At 65.3% G+C, this 16,596-nt stretch carries 16 protein-coding genes; 4 read left to right on the top strand and 12 right to left on the bottom strand.

Going from position 1 to position 16,596, the window contains the following annotated elements; all coding sequences use genetic code 11:
* Window positions 1-94: 94 nt before the first annotated feature.
* Together E4K64_RS34130 and E4K64_RS34125 are read right to left on the bottom strand one after the other, a co-directional pair.
* Window positions 95-1,183, bottom strand: coding sequence for a Zn-dependent alcohol dehydrogenase (locus tag E4K64_RS34130; protein ID WP_126259624.1), 1,089 nt, complete (start codon window positions 1,181-1,183; stop codon window positions 95-97).
* A gap of 73 nt (window positions 1,184-1,256) precedes the next feature.
* Window positions 1,257-3,041 (bottom strand): acyl-CoA dehydrogenase family protein, encoded by a 1,785-nt coding sequence (locus tag E4K64_RS34125; RefSeq protein ID WP_135167268.1) that lies wholly within the window; start codon window positions 3,039-3,041, stop codon window positions 1,257-1,259.
* A 231-nt stretch (window positions 3,042-3,272) separates the two neighbouring features.
* On the opposite strand from E4K64_RS34125, the gene E4K64_RS34120 reads away from it, so the two are divergent.
* Together E4K64_RS34120 and E4K64_RS34115 are read left to right on the top strand one after the other, a co-directional pair.
* Window positions 3,273-3,974 (top strand): SDR family NAD(P)-dependent oxidoreductase, encoded by a 702-nt coding sequence (locus E4K64_RS34120; protein ID WP_135167267.1) that lies wholly within the window; start codon window positions 3,273-3,275, stop codon window positions 3,972-3,974.
* A gap of 119 nt (window positions 3,975-4,093) precedes the next feature.
* Window positions 4,094-4,924 (top strand): enoyl-CoA hydratase, encoded by an 831-nt coding sequence (locus tag E4K64_RS34115; protein ID WP_135167266.1) that lies wholly within the window; start codon window positions 4,094-4,096, stop codon window positions 4,922-4,924.
* Between the two features lie 190 nt (window positions 4,925-5,114).
* Here the strand turns inward: E4K64_RS34115 and E4K64_RS34110 are convergent, their stop codons facing one another.
* Both E4K64_RS34110 and E4K64_RS34105 read right to left on the bottom strand, forming a co-directional pair.
* The gene (locus E4K64_RS34110) at window positions 5,115-5,738 is read right to left on the bottom strand and encodes a GNAT family N-acetyltransferase (protein ID WP_135167265.1); all 624 of its coding nucleotides are present in this window, start codon (window positions 5,736-5,738) and stop codon (window positions 5,115-5,117) included.
* 68 nt (window positions 5,739-5,806) lie between these two features.
* The gene (locus tag E4K64_RS34105) at window positions 5,807-6,010 is read right to left on the bottom strand and encodes a DUF1127 domain-containing protein (RefSeq protein ID WP_135167264.1); all 204 of its coding nucleotides are present in this window, start codon (window positions 6,008-6,010) and stop codon (window positions 5,807-5,809) included.
* A gap of 110 nt (window positions 6,011-6,120) precedes the next feature.
* On the opposite strand from E4K64_RS34105, the gene E4K64_RS34100 reads away from it, so the two are divergent.
* The gene (locus E4K64_RS34100) at window positions 6,121-7,020 is read left to right on the top strand and encodes a transcriptional regulator GcvA (RefSeq protein ID WP_135167263.1); all 900 of its coding nucleotides are present in this window, start codon (window positions 6,121-6,123) and stop codon (window positions 7,018-7,020) included.
* A gap of 144 nt (window positions 7,021-7,164) precedes the next feature.
* On the opposite strand, the gene E4K64_RS34095 is transcribed toward E4K64_RS34100, so the two are convergent.
* From E4K64_RS34095 to E4K64_RS34085, 3 genes are read right to left on the bottom strand one after another with little or no spacing between them, the layout of a single operon-like run.
* Window positions 7,165-7,578, bottom strand: coding sequence for a Rieske (2Fe-2S) protein (locus E4K64_RS34095; protein WP_135167262.1), 414 nt, complete (start codon window positions 7,576-7,578; stop codon window positions 7,165-7,167).
* Entirely contained in the window at window positions 7,578-8,687 is a 1,110-nt protein-coding gene (locus tag E4K64_RS34090; protein ID WP_135167261.1) for an amidohydrolase family protein, read from the bottom strand. Before E4K64_RS34090 ends, E4K64_RS34095 begins: the two co-directional genes overlap by 1 nt.
* Before the next feature lie 25 nt (window positions 8,688-8,712).
* Window positions 8,713-9,771: an amidohydrolase family protein gene (locus tag E4K64_RS34085; protein WP_135167260.1), complete on the bottom strand. Its 1,059-nt coding sequence runs from the start codon at window positions 9,769-9,771 to the stop codon at window positions 8,713-8,715.
* Between the two features lie 144 nt (window positions 9,772-9,915).
* Between E4K64_RS34085 and E4K64_RS34080 the strand changes: the two genes are divergently transcribed.
* Window positions 9,916-10,398 carry a CinA family protein gene (locus tag E4K64_RS34080; protein ID WP_135167259.1) on the top strand — a complete coding sequence of 161 codons (483 nt, stop codon included), beginning with the start codon at window positions 9,916-9,918 and terminating at the stop codon, window positions 10,396-10,398.
* 196 nt (window positions 10,399-10,594) lie between these two features.
* On the opposite strand, the gene E4K64_RS34075 is transcribed toward E4K64_RS34080, so the two are convergent.
* The 5 genes from E4K64_RS34075 to E4K64_RS34055 form a co-directional block, all read right to left on the bottom strand.
* Window positions 10,595-10,870: a DUF1488 family protein gene (locus E4K64_RS34075; RefSeq protein WP_167772407.1), complete on the bottom strand. Its 276-nt coding sequence runs from the start codon at window positions 10,868-10,870 to the stop codon at window positions 10,595-10,597.
* A gap of 79 nt (window positions 10,871-10,949) precedes the next feature.
* Entirely contained in the window at window positions 10,950-12,419 is a 1,470-nt protein-coding gene (locus tag E4K64_RS34070) for an AMP nucleosidase (protein ID WP_135167258.1), read from the bottom strand.
* Window positions 12,420-12,572: 153 nt separating this feature from the next.
* Complete coding sequence (locus E4K64_RS34065) at window positions 12,573-13,907, bottom strand: HlyD family type I secretion periplasmic adaptor subunit (RefSeq protein ID WP_135167257.1); 1,335 nt, start codon at window positions 13,905-13,907, stop codon at window positions 12,573-12,575.
* A 10-nt stretch (window positions 13,908-13,917) separates the two neighbouring features.
* Complete coding sequence (locus E4K64_RS34060) at window positions 13,918-15,666, bottom strand: type I secretion system permease/ATPase (RefSeq protein WP_135167256.1); 1,749 nt, start codon at window positions 15,664-15,666, stop codon at window positions 13,918-13,920.
* 258 nt (window positions 15,667-15,924) lie between these two features.
* The gene (locus tag E4K64_RS34055) at window positions 15,925-16,194 is read right to left on the bottom strand and encodes a GlsB/YeaQ/YmgE family stress response membrane protein (protein WP_135167255.1); all 270 of its coding nucleotides are present in this window, start codon (window positions 16,192-16,194) and stop codon (window positions 15,925-15,927) included.
* Between the last annotated feature and the right edge of the window lie 402 nt (window positions 16,195-16,596).

Raw genomic sequence — 16,596 nt, 5'->3', positions numbered from 1 at the left:
GAAGCACGTCTCGGGCGGGACCATCCGGAAGTCCCGCCTCATCGCGCAGAATGCCGCGCATGCGCCTGATCGGGCGGCGCCGGCACCGGCCGTTCTAGCTGTCGAACACGATCACGCTGCGCAGCGTCTTGCCGGCCTTCATGTTGGCAAAGCCTTCGTTGATCTCGTTGAGCTTCAATTTCGCCGAGATCCAGTCCTCCAGGTGCAGCCGGCCGCGCAGGTAGAAATCCACCAGGCGGGGCATGTCGACGCGAAAATGGTTCGAGCCCATCGACGAGCCCTGGATCCTGCGCTCGCGCAGGAAGTCGAAGCCGTGCAGCTCGATCTTCTGGCCGAACGGAATCATGCCGACGATGGTCGCGGTGCCGCCCGAGGCGAGCATGCCGAACGCCTGCTCGGCGGTCTCCTTGCGGCCGAGCACCTCGAAGGAATGATGAACGCCGCCATTGGTGAGGTCGCGCACCTGCTTCACGACGTCGCCATCCGCCGGGTTGATGATGTCGGTGGCGCCCAGCTTCGTCGCGAGCTGGAGCTTGGCCGGGTTGGTATCGATGGCGATGATGCGGCCGGCGCCGGCGATTTGCGCGCCGTTGATCGCGGCCATGCCGACGCCGCCGCAGCCGATCACGGCGACGGTCTCGCCGGCCGTCACCTTCGCCGTGTTCACCACCGCGCCGTAGCCGGTGATGACGCCGCAGCCGATCAGCGCGGCGAGATCGAGCGGCATTTCTTTGCGGATTTTGACGATGGCGTTCTCGTGCACCAGCATCTGCTCGGCAAACGAGGACAGGTTGAGGAACTGGTGCAGCTTCTCGGGCTTCGACCATTGCATCCGGTTGGAGACCCCCGGCAGCATCTTCACCGTGGTGTCGGTGCAGAGCACGGTGCGGCCGGTGGTGCAATTGTCGCAGGTGCCGCAGAACACGGACAGGCAGGTGACGACGTGGTCGCCCGGCTTGACGTAGGTGACGTCGGAGCCGACCTGCTCGACGACACCGGCGGATTCATGCCCGAGTACTGCGGGCAGCGGATGCGGATAGAGCCCCTCCATGAAGTGCAGGTCGGAATGGCAGAGGCCGGCAACCGCCGTGCGGATCAGGACCTCGCGCGGACCCGGCTTCGGCAGGCTGACATCCTCGATGACGAGCGGCTGGTTGACTTCATGGAGGACGGCGGCCTTCATCGGTGTTTCCCCGTTGTTATGATTATCGTTGCGCGCAGACTTCACCTCTCCTCTTGGGAGAGGTGAAAGCAGCCTACGCCGCCAGAACCAGTTCGCCAACCTCGCTCATGCCGGCATCGCGATCGCCGAGCAGCAACACGGCGATCTTCGCTTGCGCGGCATTTTCCGTCAGCCGGAACGGATCGCTCGGCGACACCCTGTGGTCGACGACGAGCCGCGACAGCAGCAGCCGGCGCGCGTCGCCGCGCATGGCATGAATGCGGTGCGCTTCCCAGGCGAGCGCCACCGCGCTGGCGACATGATAGAGCAGACTGGTGGCGCGCCGCGCGTCGGCTTCGTTTTCGGACTTGCCCGCAACCTCGCGCGCAAAATCCACGGCGCGATCGGTGAGACCGCGCAGCTTGTCGCGCCAGGCCTGCGGCACGGACGCGCTGTCATCGAGCCGCGCATGCAGATCGGCTGATAGTGCGGCTTCGGCGCCATGGCGGCCGACCGCGCGCCGGAGCGCGTCGATCGCGACGATGTTGCCGGTACCTTCCCAGACCGAGCCGAGATGCGCATCGCGCAACAGCCGCGCGGTGGCGAACTCCTCGATATAGCCGGTGCCGCCGCGCATCTCGAGCGCATCGCCACAGACCTTTCGGGCGTCGCGGGTGGCGCGGAATTTCAAGGTCGGGGTGAGGATGCGCAGCAGCGCCGCCGCGTCCTGGCTGCCCGCTTCGGCGCGGTCGAGCGCGTCCGCGGTGAGGAAGCTCATCGACAGCGCCTGCTCGACCGGCAGCATGATCTTCAGCATCTGCCGGCGGCCGAGCGGCAGGTCGATGATGCGACTGCCGAACACCACGCGGTTCGTCGCGACCGTCATGGCATCGTGATAGGCGCGGCGCATCAGCGCGGTGGATTTGACGCCGTTGGAGAGCCGCGACGAGTTCACCATCTCGGCCATCTGCACGAAACCGCGGTCGAGCTTGCCGACCGCGTACGCCATCGCGCCTTCGAGCTTGATCTCGCCCGAGGCCATCGAACGCGTGCCGAGCTTGTCCTTCAGGCGCACGATCCGGTAATGGTTTTGCGCGCCGTCGTCGAGGAAGCGCGGCATCAGGAACAGGCCGACGCCGCGCGTGCCGGGGCCGCCGCCTTCGGGGCGCGCCAGCAGCATCACCACCTTGGCATCCGCATTCGAGCAGAACCATTTCTCGCCGTAGAGCCGCCAATGATCGCCCTCCTGCACCGCGCGGGTGGTCAGCGTGCCGACGTCGGAGCCGCCCTCCTTCTCGGTCATGAACTGGCCGCCTTGCGTCAGCTTGTTCATGTCGGTCGTGGTCAGGCCGTCGAGATATTTCGCCTTGAGCGCCTCGCTGCCGAAATTTGCGAGGAGCTTGGCGCAGCCGTCGGTGACGTTGATCGGGCAGCCCATGCCGAATTCGGTCTGGTTGAACAGGAAGGTGAAGGCGTGCTTGGCCACCACGGGGTATTTGTCCGGCCAGCCCATGATGCCCTTGCGGATCGAGAGGGCATGAATGCCGAACTCGCCGAATGCGGCATTCTCCAGCTCGCGATAGGCAGGGTGATACTCGATCGACTGCACGTCGCGGCCGAACTTGTCGCGCTGGTGCAGCACCGGCGTGTGCCGGTCGGCGAGCCGCGCGCATTCGTCGAGCCGGCCGCCGGCGAGCTCGCCGAGGCGGTCGAGATGCGGCTCGATGTGGCGAAACAAGGGCTCCGGCAGATGGATGCGCAAGAGATCCGTCAGCGCGGGATCGGCGCGGTAGAAATTCATGCCTGTGGTATCGGGCGCCAGCAGGCCGGATGGCTCGGCCGCGGCGTTGTTCGGCTGTGCTGGGGCCGGCTTGAGCATGATCGTTCCTCTATCGTTTCCGCCGTGCCGGCATTTTGCGCTGACTTGGCGCTTGCCGCTTGGGATGATGTCGATCATGCTCCAGCGGCGGAGAGCGATAAAGCCGCAAATTGTCAGGGAGGCATGATCGCAATGATGGAGCAATTCGCTCTGCGGAATTGTGATCGCGCCGGCTGGTTGTTCGCGTAGGCATGCATAGATCAACGGCTCCCCATCCTAAGAGACCACGCCATGGAACATCCGAAATACAAGATCGCCCTCATCGTCGGCGCCGGCGAAGGCCTCAGCGCGTCGCTGGCGCGCCTGCTCTCCGCCCAGAATATTCGCGTGGCGCTGGCCGCCCGCAAGATCGAGAAGCTTGGCGCGCTCTGCAGCGAGACCGGCGCAAAGGCCTATGCCTGCAACGCAGCGGATCCGGAGGAGGTCGAGCGGCTGTTCGGCCTGGTCGAGCGCGAGATCGGTACGCCCGACCTCGTGGTCTACAACGCCAGCGGCCGCACGCGCGGGCCGTTCGTCGACCTCGTTCCGGCCGACGTCGCCAACGCGATCGCGGTCAGCGCCTATGGCGGTTTCCTGGTGGCGCAGCAGGCCGCAAAGCGCATGCTGCCGAACAAGCACGGCGCGATCCTGTTCACGGGCGCCTCGGCCAGCGTCAAGGGCTATGCGCAGTCGGCCTCGTTCGCGATGGGCAAGTTCGCGCTGCGTGGACTGGCACAGAGCCTGGCGCGCGAGCTGTCGCCGCAGGGCATTCACGTCGCCCATTTCGTGATCGACGGCGGGATCCGCAGCGCGGCGCGGACGGAAGCGGCGGACAGACCGGATTCGATGCTCGATCCCGATGCGATCGCGCAGAGCTATTGGAACGTATTGCAGCAGCCGCGCAGCGCCTGGAGCTGGGAGCTCGAGCTGCGGCCCTGGGTGGAGACGTTTTGAAGTCGGACCGCCGTAGGGTGGGCAAAGGCGCGTAGCGCCGTGCCCACCGTCTCACGCAAACGGACAAAGGTGGTGGGCACGCTTTCGCTTTGCCCACCCTACAAGAACAGGGAGGATCAATGACCACGGAAACCACCATCGACACCGGCACCAACGAGCTGCTCTGCGTCATTCGCGACCGCGTCGCTGTCATCACGCTGAACCGGCCGGAGGCGCGCAATTCGCTGTCGGACGCGCTGACGCCGGCGCTGCGCACGATGATCCGGACCTGTGGCGAGGATCGCGACGTCGGCGCGCTGCTGCTCACCGGCGCGGGCGAGGCGTTCTGCGCCGGCGGCAACGTCAAGGGCATGGGTGCGCATCGCGACCCCAAGAAGCTGGAAATGTCGATCGAGGAGCGGATCGCCGATCTGCAGGAGCGGCAGCGGCTGCTGACCGGCGCGCTGGTGTCGGTGCGCAAGCCGACCATCGCCGCCCTGCCCGGCCCCGCGGTCGGCGCCGGCCTTGCCATCGCCATGGCCTGCGACATCCGCATCGCCGCGCAATCCGCCTTCGTCGCCACCGGCTATGCCCGCGTCGCGCTGTCAGGCGATTACGGCATCGCCTGGCTGCTGACGCGGCTGGTCGGCACCGCGCGGGCGCGCGAATTGATGTTCACCGGCGACCGCGTCGATGCCGCACGGGCCGAAGCGATCGGGCTCGTCAACCGCGTCGTGCCCGACGACAAATTGCAGACCGAGGCCTTCGCGCTGGCTAAATCACTCGCCGAAGGACCGCGCCTCGCCCTGCGCTACATGAAGGACAATCTCGACGAGGCCGTGCTGTTCGACTTCGAGACCGCGCGCGACCATGAAGCCGAGCGGCTGGTCCGCCTGACCACGACCGCAGATCACAAGGAGGCGGTGCAGGCGTTCATCGAGAAGAGGAAAGCGGTGTTCACGGGGAAGTAGGCGCCTCGACGTCCACGGCGTCATTCCGGGGCGATGCGGCAGCATCGAACCCGGAATCCATCGGGCCGCGAAACGCGCGGTGAAATGGATTCCGGGTTCGCGCTGCGCGCGCCCCGGAATGACGCTGGAGAGAGATCGCGAGGGCAAAAAAAGCCCGGCTGGTTTCACCAGGCCGGGCTTCTCAGTGATGTCAGGCCGAGGCTGAGGGGCGTTCGGCCTGACGGGAAAGGGCGGCGAGGCGCCAGCTCGCGCAGGGGATGTCTTTCGGTGCGACCGAGATCTCCTTGTCGAAACGCACCAGCTTCCAATCGTCGGGATGATTGACGAAGGTGAAGCCGGATTTGCGCGCGAGCGAGACCATGGTCTCGTTGGAACGCAGCGTCTCGCCGAAGATGTGCTCGGCGCCAAGGGCGGCGGCGCGGCATTCGAGGTTCTTCATGAGCGCGGTGGCGATGCCGTGGCCCTGCCAGCGGTCGTGGACCGACAGGCCGAACTCGAGCGTCGCGGCCTCGGGATGCAGCGCGTAGCGCGCCTCGGCGACGATGGTCTCGAAGCCGTCGACCATCATGGTTGCGACGATCGTGAAGCGCTCGCCATCACCGATCTGGAGAAAGTCGTGCAACAACCCTTCCGGCAATTCGCTGATGGCGCCGAAGAAGCGGTTGTAGCGCGAGCGGGTCGAAAGCGAACGGAAGTAGTGCTGGAGCTCCTCGGTGTCGCGCGGCTCGATGAAGCGGACGTTGAGCGCCTCGCCATGCCGGGTGCGCAGCGTGTCCGAATATTGCTTCAACTCTTCCAGGCGAAGGGTGCTCATGACACAGGCCATCCGGGAAAGGGACCGCCGGCGCCCCTGTGCTCAGGCGGCGCCGGCCTGGCGGCCAATCAGGCCCGCCAGAAGGGTTTGTCGGCCTCATAGGCGATGTCGCTCCAGGACAGTCCGACATCCTGGAGATCGCGTGCGGTCCAGTGGGTGAGCTCGCGCCTGGTCCGGTAGCGCTCATACCAGACGTGAAGCGTCTCGCCGATCTGCTCGATCAAGCCAGGCGCATGATGATTTGTCATCGAAGTGTGGGTCAACGTAGACATCTTGAGCTCCTAGAGCTAACTTGAGTGCTAATATCTGCTTCCTAGTGCACTGCGACAAACGACAATTTGTACCCATTCGCATGAAATAACGTCATGTATCCTGCTGCCAAATGACTGCCAGATTGCCGTCACTGAACGGATTGCGGGCATTCGAGGCCGCCGCGCGCCATCTCAGCTTCACGTTGGCGGCCGCCGAGCTGAACGTGACGCAGACCGCGATCAGCCATCAGATCCGACGGCTCGAGGAGGAGCTCGGCATCCGCCTGTTCATCCGGCAGAACCGCGCGCTGGCCCTGACGCCGGAAGCGCGCGACTATCTCCCTGGCGTCCGCGCGGCCTTCAACGACCTGCGGCTTGCGACCGACCGGTTGCTGCGCAAGGACGACGACAAGGTGCTGACGGTGTCGACGCTGGCTTCGCTCGCCGCGAAATGGCTGCTGCCGCGGCTGACAGATTTCCAGGAGCAGCATCCCGGCATCGACGTGCGCATCACCACCTCGACCAGCCTCGTCGACTTTCAGCGCGACAATGTCGATGCCGCGATCCGCTATGGCCGCGGCCAGTGGCCGGGCCTGCGCGCCGACTGGCTGATGGCGGATGAGCTGTTTCCGGTGTGCAGCCCTTCGCTGCTGCGCGGCGACAAGCCGCTGCGCCGGCCGGAGGATCTGCGCAACCATGCGCTGCTGCACACCTCGAACGCCAACAGCGATGACTGGCGGCTATGGCTGACCGCGGCGGGACTGCCGGCGGACATCGCAAGGCAGCCGGGCATCACCTTCGACATGATCTTCATGACCATCCAGGCCGCGATCGACGGCATTGGCGTGGCGATGGGGCGGACCTCCTATGTGCAAGACGACATCGCCAAGGGCCGGCTCGTGGTGCCCTTCAAGATCGCGCTGCCGGCCGATGCCGGTTTCTACCTGGTCGCCCCGGAGGGCCGCCGCGAGTCGCCGAAGCTCACCGCGTTCCGCCAATGGATGCTTGCTGCCACGCAGAACAAGGCCTGAAAAATCGGCGGATTCTTCCCCCTGGGATGTCATTTCGGGGCGCCTCGAAGAGGGCGAGCCCGGAATCCATTTCTCCGAGCATTCCTGTCGCACGATGGATTCCGGGCTCGCGCTGCGCGCGCCCCGGAATGACGCGCGGTTGGCCTACAGCTCCACCACCACGTAGTCGCTCTCGATCGTGACCGGGATCGTCTCGGCGACATACGGCCCCTTCACCACGTTCGCGCCGGGCTCGACATGGGCCGGATAGGCCTTCACGCGGAAGCGGCGGGGGTCGCAATAGGACTGGCCGGTGCGGATGTCGAACTCCCAGCCGTGCCAGGGGCAGCGGATGATCTCCCCGAGCCTGGTGTATTCGATCTCACCAGGGTCCTTTGATTGCGCGAGCCCGATCAGCGGGCCCTCGCACAGCGCCGCGCCCTGATGCGGGCAGCGGTTCATCAGGCCGAAATATTCGCCCTTGATGTTGAAGACCGCGATCGGCCGTCCGTCGATCTCGATGAATTTTCGCGTGCCCGGCGGAAGCTCGTCGACCGCGGCAATCACATGACGCGCCATCAAGCTAGTCCATAGAGCTTCTTCGCATTGCCGAGATAGAACGCCTCGCGGTTGGCCTCGCTGACGCCGGCCGGCAGTACGCGCGAGGGCTCGTCATAGTCCCAATGCGGATAGTCGGTGGCGAACAAGAGCCGGTCCCAGCCAATCCAGTTGATGACGTCGAACAGATCCTCGCGGCTTTCGGGATCCTCCATCGGCTGCGTCGTCCACCACACCTGCTCGCGGATATATTCCGACGGCGGCCGCTTCACATGCGGCACCTCGCTGCGCAGGCGTTGCCACGCCTTGTCGAGCCGCCAGGCCAGCGACGGTCCCCAGCCGAAACCAGCCTCGATCATCACCATCTTCAGTTTCGGGAAGCGCTCGAACACGCCTTCCAGCACGAGGCTCGCCAGCGCCGATTGCTGGCACTGCGAATGCCCGACCATCTCCTCGATGTAATAGGATGGCCAGCCCGATGGCGTGATCGGGTTGCCGCCGAAGCCGAAGGCGTGAACGCCGACAGGGAGCCCCGCTTCCTCCGCGGCCTGATAGATCGGCCAATAGCGGCGCTGGCCGAGCGGCTCGACATTGCGGCTGAGCAGCAGCACCTGCACGAAGTTCTTGTCGCCGGCGCGCTCGCGGATCTCGGCGGCGGCCGACAACCCATCCTCATTGCCGACGACGATCGAGGCCTTCAGCCGCTTGTCCTTGCTGGTCCATTTGTCGATCTGCCAGTCGTTGATGGCCGAGCACAGCGCGGCCGACAGCTCGTGATTGCGGATACCCTGCCCGGTGTTGAGCGGATTGAGCACGCCTAGCTGAACGTTGTTGGGATCGAGCAGCTGCTTCTGCATGAAAGAGAGCGAGGAGCCCTGCGGCCCGCCTTCCGGCGGATAGGCGTCACGACGCGAGGCGTTGGGCTGCGCCTTTGGGTAAGGCGGGCCTTCCATCATGCCCTGATAGGCGTGCACGCCGTAGACTTCGAGATGATGCTGCCAGCGTTTGGCGAGGTAGGGATAGAGCTCGGTGCGGGTGGCGCGTGCCGGATGGATGTCGCAGTCCGCAATCGCGGTTTTGACGGTCAGCGGGGAAGCGGCTTCTTGGTTCTCGCGGAACTGGATATTCATCGCCTTGCCTCCTTTGGCAGCGGGCTCACGTCAGGCGGGGATAGGTTGTATGCGGATTGTCGATCATGATCTTGCGCACGAGATCGGGGGACAGCCCTTCGGGCAGCGCGTCCTGGCCGTCGAATTGCCAGTGCGGATAGTCCGTGGAGAATAGGACCAATTCATCGGACTGCATATGCTCAAACAGGCGATTTAATGTCGTCTCATCCGGCGGTGCATCAAATGGCTGTAACGAGAAGCGGATGTTGCTTCGCACAATGTCGAGCGGCGCGCGATCGACCCATGGCGTCTCCATCCGCACCCCGCGCCAGAACTTGTGCAATCGCCAGAGATAGGGCGAGATCCAGGAGACGCCCGATTCCAACAGCACCATTTTCAGGCGCGGGTATTTGGCGAACACGCCCTCGACGATCAGGCTGGTGAGCTGGGTCTGGAACGCCTGGGCCTGACCGACATAGTCCTCGATGTGGTAGGAACCCCATCCCACGGCGGTCGGCGGATTGTGATAGGCGGAACCGGCGTGGATGCCGACGGGCAGTTCCAGCCGTTCCGCGGCGTCGTAGATCGGCCACAGCGCGCGCTTGCCGAGCGGCGTGTCGCCCATGACCAGCATCAGCACCTGCACGAAGCGCTTGTCCTGCGCACAGCGCTCGATCTCGGCCACGGCCTTCTCGACGCTTTGCGTGGGGATCACGATCGAGCCGCGCAACCGCGGATCGCGGTCGAGCCATTCCTTCACGAGCCAGTCGTTCAGCGCACGGCAGAAGGCCGCCTGCATGTCCTCGGAGAACACCATCTGCACGCCGTAGAGCGGATTGCAGATGGCATGCTTGAACTTGAAGGGATCGAGCACATGACGCTGCATGTCCTCCAGGCTCTCGCCGGGTTTGCCTGTCTCGGGACGCCAGTCGGGTCGCGCCGTGATCGGCGAGTTCTGCGGATAGGATTGCGAGATGAGGTCGACCATGCCGCGCGTCGTCACCTGATCGCGCCAATATTCGTTCAGGTACGGCAGCAGGCTGGTCAGATGCGGCACGGCCGGATGCACGTCGCAATCGATGCCGCCGGCGATCAGGGACGCCATCACGTCTCCCTTCTCACGTTTCCTCGCATGTCTTTTTTGTCCCCGCCATTCAAGCAGGCCTGCCCGTCGCCCGCAACTCGGCCAAGGCTTCCGGCATATGCTAGGAAGGCGCAGCTCGGTTGCGGGAAACGAGAGGTTAAGGGAATGAAAGAGCTGGTCGGCATTGCGGAACAGATCGCCGCCAAACTGATCGCGCGCAAACAGACCATTGCCGTCGCCGAATCCTCCACCGGCGGCCTGATCGCGGCCAGCCTGCTCGCGGTACCCGGTGCGTCCGCCTATTTCCTCGGCGGCGCGGTGGTCTACACCCGAGATGCCAGGCGCGTGCTGATGGATATTTCGGACGAAGGAATGAAGGGCTTTCGCTCCTCGTCGGAGCCCTACGCGCAGCTGCTGGCGGGGCAGATGCGAACGCGCTTCAACAGCGACTGGGGCCTGTCCGAGACCGGCGCCGCCGGTCCCACCGGCAACCGCTACGGCGATGCCGCCGGCCATAGCTGCATGGCGGTCGCCGGGCCTGTGTCGGAGGTGATGACGCTGGAGACGGGCAGTAACGACCGGCTCGGCAACATGCAAATGTTCGCGGCGACCGCGCTGAGGCTGTTGCTGGGGAAGCTGGAGGGGTGATGCTGGTGCCGCTCGCAGCAATCACGATTTCAGAACCGTCATCCTGAGGTGCGAGACACGTGGCGCAACGCGCCACGTGAGGAGCCTCGAAGGATGGGCGGCCGAGCTGCCGCGGGGCCGTCGCCCTTCGAGGCTCGCCGAAGAGGCGAGCACCTCAGGTGACGGGGCGGGGTTTTCGCTTGCGGCAACGATCACTTCACCGCCCCAAATGCCGCATGAAGATCCGCACCACATATCCCGGCACCCGCGGCGCTTCGTCATAGACATCCGACGCGATCCGCTCGATGGTCTCGCGCAGCGACAGGAACTGCGCCTGCCGCGCGCTGCTCTCGGTGCCCTGCATGCCCGCGAGCTCGTCCATCGCGGCGTCGCTGATCTGGCAATGCACGACCTCGCCGTCGTTCAGCATAGTGAAGCGAAAGGCCAGCCGTTCAAGGTCGTGGCCGATGATCCTGTCGCGCGTCAGTGGCATCAAGTCGTCCCGGTCGAGCCCCCGCGACGGACAATGCTGAAAATCGCTCCGGTTGTCAGCAGCAAAGAGCAGCTTCGCCCTACTGGAACGCCACCTCGGCAAAACTGCGAAGCTTCCGCGAATGCAGCCGCTCCGATTCCTGCTGCTTGAGCCGCTCCAGCGCCTTCAGGCCGATCTCGAGATGTTGGCCGACACGGCGGCGGTAGAATTCGCTGGCCATGCCGGCGAGCTTGATCTCGCCGTGCAGCGGCTTGTCGGAGACGCACAGCAACGTGCCGTAGGGCACGCGGAAGCGGTAGCCGTTGGCGGCGATCGCGGCCGATTCCATGTCGAGCGCAACGGCGCGCGATTGCGACAGGCGGCGGATCACCTCGGGCCCGGAGATCTCCCAATTGCGGTTGTCCACGCTCGCCACCGTCCCCGTGCGCATCAGGCGCTTGAGCTCGAAACCTTCGAGGCCGGTGACGTCCTCGACCGCCTCTTCGAGCGCGACCTGCATCTCCGCCAGCGCCGGAATCGGCACCCACGGCGGCAGCTCGCGGTCGAGCACGTGATCCTCGCGCACATAGCCGTGCGCGAGCACGTAATCGCCGAGCCGCTGCGTGTTGCGCAGGCCCGCGCAATGGCCGAGCATCAGCCAGGCGTGCGGACGCAGCACGGCGACGTGGTCGGTGACGTTGCGCGCATTGGACGGACCGGTGCCGATATTGATCAGGGTGATGCCGCGATAGCCCGATACGACCAGATGGAAGGCCGGCATCTGCGGCATGCGCGCCGGCGCGGTGCCGCTGATCGCGCCGCCGCTCTGCGTGATGAGGTTGCCCGGCGCGACAAAGGCATCGAGGCCGACCTCACCAGATTGAAGCCGCTGCTGACAGAGCTGCGCGAAAGCGTCGACGTAGAACTGGTAATTGGTGAAGATCACGAAGTTCTGGAAATATTCGGGATCTGTACCGGTGTAGTGATAGAGCCGGCGCAGCGAGTAATCGACGCGGGCGGCGCGGAACAGCGACAGCGGCTCGGGCGCACCGGGCCGGAGCTCAAACGTGCCGTCGGCGATGGAATCGTCGATGGCGGCGAGATCAGGCACGTCGAACGCATCGCGCAGCGATCGCGCGACGGACGAATTCTCGCTGGTGGTGATGGCGGCCTCGATATTGATGTCGCGGCGATAGGCGAAATGGATCGGGATCGGCTCGGCCGATTCGCCGATCTCGACGGGCACGCCGTGATTCTGGATCAGCAATCCGATCTGCTCGACGAGATAGCTGCGGAACAGATCCGGCCGCGTCACGCTGGTTTCATGCACGCCGGGCCCGGCGACGAAGCCGTAGGCGAGACGCGAATCCAGCCGCGCATGCGTCGCGGTGGTGATGCGGACAAAAGGATAGTAGGCCCGCACCCGCGCGGCGACGGCCTCGCCGCCGACATAGGCCTCGAACCGCTCGCGCAGGAACTTTGTGTTGCGCTCGTAGATCTCTTCGAGGCGGGCGACGGCGAGGGACGCGTCGGAGAAGGATTCAGTGGCGATGGAGGGAGGAGATTGCATTGTTCGACCGCCGGGTTATTTGGGCTTGAGTCGAACTATAGCAAAGAAGGCGGTCCCGTAGGGTGGGCAAAGCGAAGCGTGCCCACCAATATGCTTATCGTGCGAAAGATCGTGGGCACGGCGCTTTGCGCCTTTGCCCACCCTACGCGCGCGTCATTTCTCCCTGAACGCGCGCATCAGCTGGTCGTGCAGCGGCTTCATCAGATAGGACAGCATGGTGCGGTCGCCGGTCTGGACGAAGGCTTCCACGGGCATGCCGGGAATCATCTTGACGTCCCCGAGGCGGGCGATCTCTTCGGCCGGCATCGAGACGCGGATGGTGTAGTAGCTCTGGCCGGTGCGCTGGTCGGTGGTGACGTCGGGCGAGACGCGGCTGACGAGACCGTTGAGCTCGGGCGTGGTGCGCTGGTTGAACGCGGAGAGGCGCAGCAGCGTCTTCTGGCCGATCTGGAGCTTGTCGATGTCGACCGGATTGACCTTGGCCTCGACCTGGAGGTCGTCGGCCTGCGGCACGATCAGCATGAGAGCGTCGCCGGCGGTGACGACGCCGCCGATCGTGTGCACGTTGGATTGCAGCACCATGCCGTCCTGCGGCGCGCGGATGTCGATGCGGCGAAGCTGGTCTTCGGCAGCGACCTTGCGCTCGATCAGTTCGCCGATCTTGTCGTTGGTCTCGCGCAGATCCTTGGAGACTTCGCTCACCACGTCCTTGTCGACCTGGATGATCTGCAACTCGGTCTCGGTGATCTTGCCCTTGGCCTGGGCGCGCGCGGCGATGTACTGCGCGCGCTCGCCATTGAGGCGCGCCGAGTCGCGTTCGAGCTGGGTCAGGCGCGAGAGCTGCACCAGACGCTTGTCGTAGAGATCGCGTACGCCGGTGAGCTCGTTCTGCACCAGCGCGATCTCCTGGTCCTTGGCCTTCTCCTGGGCGCTGAGACCGGCGATCTCCTCGTTGAGCTGGGTGATGCGCTCGCGCAGCTGCGCCTTCTGTCCGGCGCGGCCGTTGACGCGGACGTCGAACAGCTTGGTTTCGGCGGAGAGCAGCAGCCTGACGTCAGGATCGTTGGCGCGTTCGAGCAGGGTTTGCGGAAATTCGATTCTGTCGACGCCGCGCTGCTCGGCCTGCAACCGCGCCGCACGCGCCTGCGCGGCATCGAGATTCTTGGTGACGATGGCGAGGTTCGCCTTGGTGACGGTGTCGTCGAGCCGCACCACGATGTCGCCGGCCTTGACCAGGTCGCCGTCGCGGGCGCGCACCTCGCCGACCACGCCGCCTGTCGGATGCTGCACCTTCTTGACGTTGGATTCGACCACGATCTGGCCCGGCGCAATCAGCGCGCCCGAGATCAGCACGGTCGACGCCCAGCCGCCGAGACCGACGACCAGCACCAGCACGATGCCAAGTCCGAGCAGGAGGTGAAACTTGATCGAGTCCCGAACGGTCTTCTTCGCGTCTGGCTTGGGGCCGCCGATGGCCATCGTGCTCATGGCTTTGTGCTCATGGTTTGGCCACTCCGCCTTCGCTGACGATCTTGATCGGCGCCGGCGGCGTCGCGCGCGGCTGCAGCACCTGGGCCAGTATCTGTTCCTTCGGACCGAACGCCTGCATGCGGCCGTCGCGCAGCACCAGAATCTGGTCGACCGCCTCGACGCCGATCGGGCGGTGCGCCACCACGACGACGATGGCGCCGCGCTCGCGGGCGGCGCGGACGGCGCGGGTCAGCGCCTCATCGCCTTCGGTGTCGAGGTTGGAGTTGGGCTCGTCCAGCACGATCAGGAACGGATTGCCGTAGAGCGCGCGCGCCAGCGCCACGCGCTGCGCCTGGCCTGCCGAGAGTGCGGTGCCCTGCTCGCCGACTTGCGTGTTGTAGCCCTCGCGCATCTTGATGATCATCTCGTGCACGCCGGCTTCTTTCGCCGCCGCGATGATGGCGTCGGACGTCGCCTCGGGATCGAACCGGCTGATGTTCTGGGCGATGGTGCCGCCAAACAATTCGACGTCCTGCGGCAGATAGCCGATGTGCCGGCCGAGCATGTCGGAGGACCATTGATCGAGCGCCGCACCGTCGAGCCGCACCTTGCCGCGCACCGGCTGCCAGACCCCGACCAGCGCACGGATCAGCGACGACTTGCCGGAGCCGCTCGGGCCGATCACGCCGAGGCCGTTGCCCGCACTGAGCGTGAAGGTGATGTCCTGCACGATGAGGCGCTGGTCGCCGGGCGGCACCATGGCGACGCCTTCGACCGAAAGCCGGCTGGTGGGCGCCTGCAACTGGGTCGGCGTCGCCTGCGCCGGCATCTGCTCCAGCAGGCGGGTGAGGCGGTGCCAGCTCTGGCGCGCGGCGGCGAAGGATTTCCAGTGCGCAATGGCGAGGTCGACGGGTGCCAGCGCGCGGGCGGCGAGGATCGAACCTGCGATGATGATGCCGGCGGTCGCCTCCTGGTGGATGACGAGATAGGCGCCGACCGCGAGCACGGCCGATTGCAGCATCATGCGCAGCACCTTTGCGACCGCGCCGAGACCGCCGGCGACGTCGCTGGCGCGCTGATTGCCGGCGAGATATTTTTCGTTGGCCTCGCTCCAGCGCTGGTTCATCCGGCCGGCCATGCCCATCGACACCATGACTTCGGCGTTGCGGCGGCTGGCCTGGGCGAGATCGTTGCGCTGGGCGGCAAGGCCCATCGCCTCCTTCGCCGGCTGGCGGGACATGAATTCGGTGACCAGCGTCAGGCCAACCAGGATGACGGCGCCGATCAACGCGGTGACGCCGATCATGACGTGGAAGGCGAAGCAGATGGCGAGGTAGAGCGGCAGCCAGGGCAGATCGAAGAATGCGCTCGGGCCCATGCCGCCGAGGAAGGAGCGGACGTTGTCGAGATCGCGCAGCGGCTGGAGACCTTCGTTGCGGCTGCCGACCAGCAGCGGCAGGCGCACGATGGTGTCGAACACGCGCTTGTTGAGCGCCTCGTCCAGCGCGGTGCCGATCCGCCCCAGGATCCGGTTGCGGATCATGTCGAGCACGCCCTGCGCCATGTAGAGGAAGCCGGCGAGGATGATCAGGCCGACCAGGGTCGGAATGCTGCGGCTCGGCAGCACCCGGTCGTAGACCTCCAGCATGAAGATCGACCCGGTCAGATAGAGCAGGTTGATCATGCAGCTCATCAGGCCGACGCCGACGAACGCCGTGCGACAGGCGCGCAAGGCGTCACCGAGCTCTGAACGGCGGGCGCCAGGGGCTGCCATCAGTCTGATCTCTTTCTGGCGGGGCCAAAGCCCCTGATTTCACGGGCAATTCAGGATACGCGCCCCGAATTAACATCATGTTGGCGCGGCGTCCAACGCGGGCCGGTTCATTCAGAGCCCCGAAGGGCCACATCTACTCCTGGCGGCCGAGCACGCAAGTCCGGTATTTCACAGTCTTTGCGGCTTTTTGGTGCAGACGTCGCCGCCTCTCCCCAGATCTGGAAGAGGCGGCAAGTTCCGATCGATCGAGCCGGACGGCTGCTAGAGCCGGCCGCCGCCCCGCACCAGCCGCACCACCAGCAGCAGGATGACGGCGCCGATGGCGGAATAGACGATCTCGGAGATCAGGCCCGTGCCGAGGCGGATGCCGAGCTTTGGAAACAGAAGGCTCGCCACTAAGGCACCGCAGATGCCGATCACGATGTCACCGATCAGGCCGAACCCGGCGCCCCGCACGATCTTGCCGGCAAGCCAGCCGGCCACCAGGCCGACGAACAGGATGACGAGCAGGCCTTCGTTGGAAATTTGCATCGATGAGGTCCCTCTCCATGAACGGCCGCATGGAACGGGAACCGGCATGAATGGGGTGTGAATGGCGTTCTCGACGGTCGGGTTAGGCTGGTGAAGACAAAAGCGGAAAACAACCCCATGCACAGTAGAACGGGCTTGGCTTGGCCGGAGTGCGGCGGTGAACTGTTAGAACGCGGTGTTGTCACGGAGGAAATTTGAAGAAGCGCGCAACGGCCGCGCTGCGCTCAAATTTCGCGAAAGTAAAGTGAGGGGAGCACTTCTGTCTCATTCCCTCCCCCCTTGCGGGGGAGGGGCAGGGAGAGGGGTACCACACGGGGAATCTCTCGGTCGCTCCGCCCGCCGCCGAGTACAAACACCTTTTCCTTGGCCACCCCTCTCCCCCACCCTCCCCCGCAAGGGGGG

Source organism: Bradyrhizobium frederickii (genome assembly GCF_004570865.1).
GTDB lineage: Bacteria > Pseudomonadota > Alphaproteobacteria > Rhizobiales > Xanthobacteraceae > Bradyrhizobium > Bradyrhizobium frederickii.
Note: the sequence above shows the minus strand (reverse complement) of the source record. Positions and strands in the feature narration are given on the sequence as shown.

What these genes read in the sequence shown, in the direction of transcription:
- E4K64_RS34130 (WP_126259624.1), bottom strand. Translation starts at nt 1,183, where the DNA reads ATGAAGGCCGCCGTCCTCCATGAAGTCAACCAGCCGCTCGTCATCGAG.
- E4K64_RS34125 (WP_135167268.1), bottom strand. Translation starts at nt 3,041, where the DNA reads ATGCTCAAGCCGGCCCCAGCACAGCCGAACAACGCCGCGGCCGAGCCA.
- E4K64_RS34120 (WP_135167267.1), top strand. Translation starts at nt 3,273, where the DNA reads ATGGAACATCCGAAATACAAGATCGCCCTCATCGTCGGCGCCGGCGAA.
- E4K64_RS34115 (WP_135167266.1), top strand. Translation starts at nt 4,094, where the DNA reads ATGACCACGGAAACCACCATCGACACCGGCACCAACGAGCTGCTCTGC.
- E4K64_RS34110 (WP_135167265.1), bottom strand. Translation starts at nt 5,738, where the DNA reads ATGAGCACCCTTCGCCTGGAAGAGTTGAAGCAATATTCGGACACGCTG.
- E4K64_RS34105 (WP_135167264.1), bottom strand. Translation starts at nt 6,010, where the DNA reads ATGTCTACGTTGACCCACACTTCGATGACAAATCATCATGCGCCTGGC.
- E4K64_RS34100 (WP_135167263.1), top strand. Translation starts at nt 6,121, where the DNA reads ATGACTGCCAGATTGCCGTCACTGAACGGATTGCGGGCATTCGAGGCC.
- E4K64_RS34095 (WP_135167262.1), bottom strand. Translation starts at nt 7,578, where the DNA reads ATGGCGCGTCATGTGATTGCCGCGGTCGACGAGCTTCCGCCGGGCACG.
- E4K64_RS34090 (WP_135167261.1), bottom strand. Translation starts at nt 8,687, where the DNA reads ATGAATATCCAGTTCCGCGAGAACCAAGAAGCCGCTTCCCCGCTGACC.
- E4K64_RS34085 (WP_135167260.1), bottom strand. Translation starts at nt 9,771, where the DNA reads ATGGCGTCCCTGATCGCCGGCGGCATCGATTGCGACGTGCATCCGGCC.
- E4K64_RS34080 (WP_135167259.1), top strand. Translation starts at nt 9,916, where the DNA reads ATGAAAGAGCTGGTCGGCATTGCGGAACAGATCGCCGCCAAACTGATC.
- E4K64_RS34075 (WP_167772407.1), bottom strand. Translation starts at nt 10,870, where the DNA reads ATGCCACTGACGCGCGACAGGATCATCGGCCACGACCTTGAACGGCTG.
- E4K64_RS34070 (WP_135167258.1), bottom strand. Translation starts at nt 12,419, where the DNA reads ATGCAATCTCCTCCCTCCATCGCCACTGAATCCTTCTCCGACGCGTCC.
- E4K64_RS34065 (WP_135167257.1), bottom strand. Translation starts at nt 13,907, where the DNA reads ATGAGCACGATGGCCATCGGCGGCCCCAAGCCAGACGCGAAGAAGACC.
- E4K64_RS34055 (WP_135167255.1), bottom strand. Translation starts at nt 16,194, where the DNA reads ATGCAAATTTCCAACGAAGGCCTGCTCGTCATCCTGTTCGTCGGCCTG.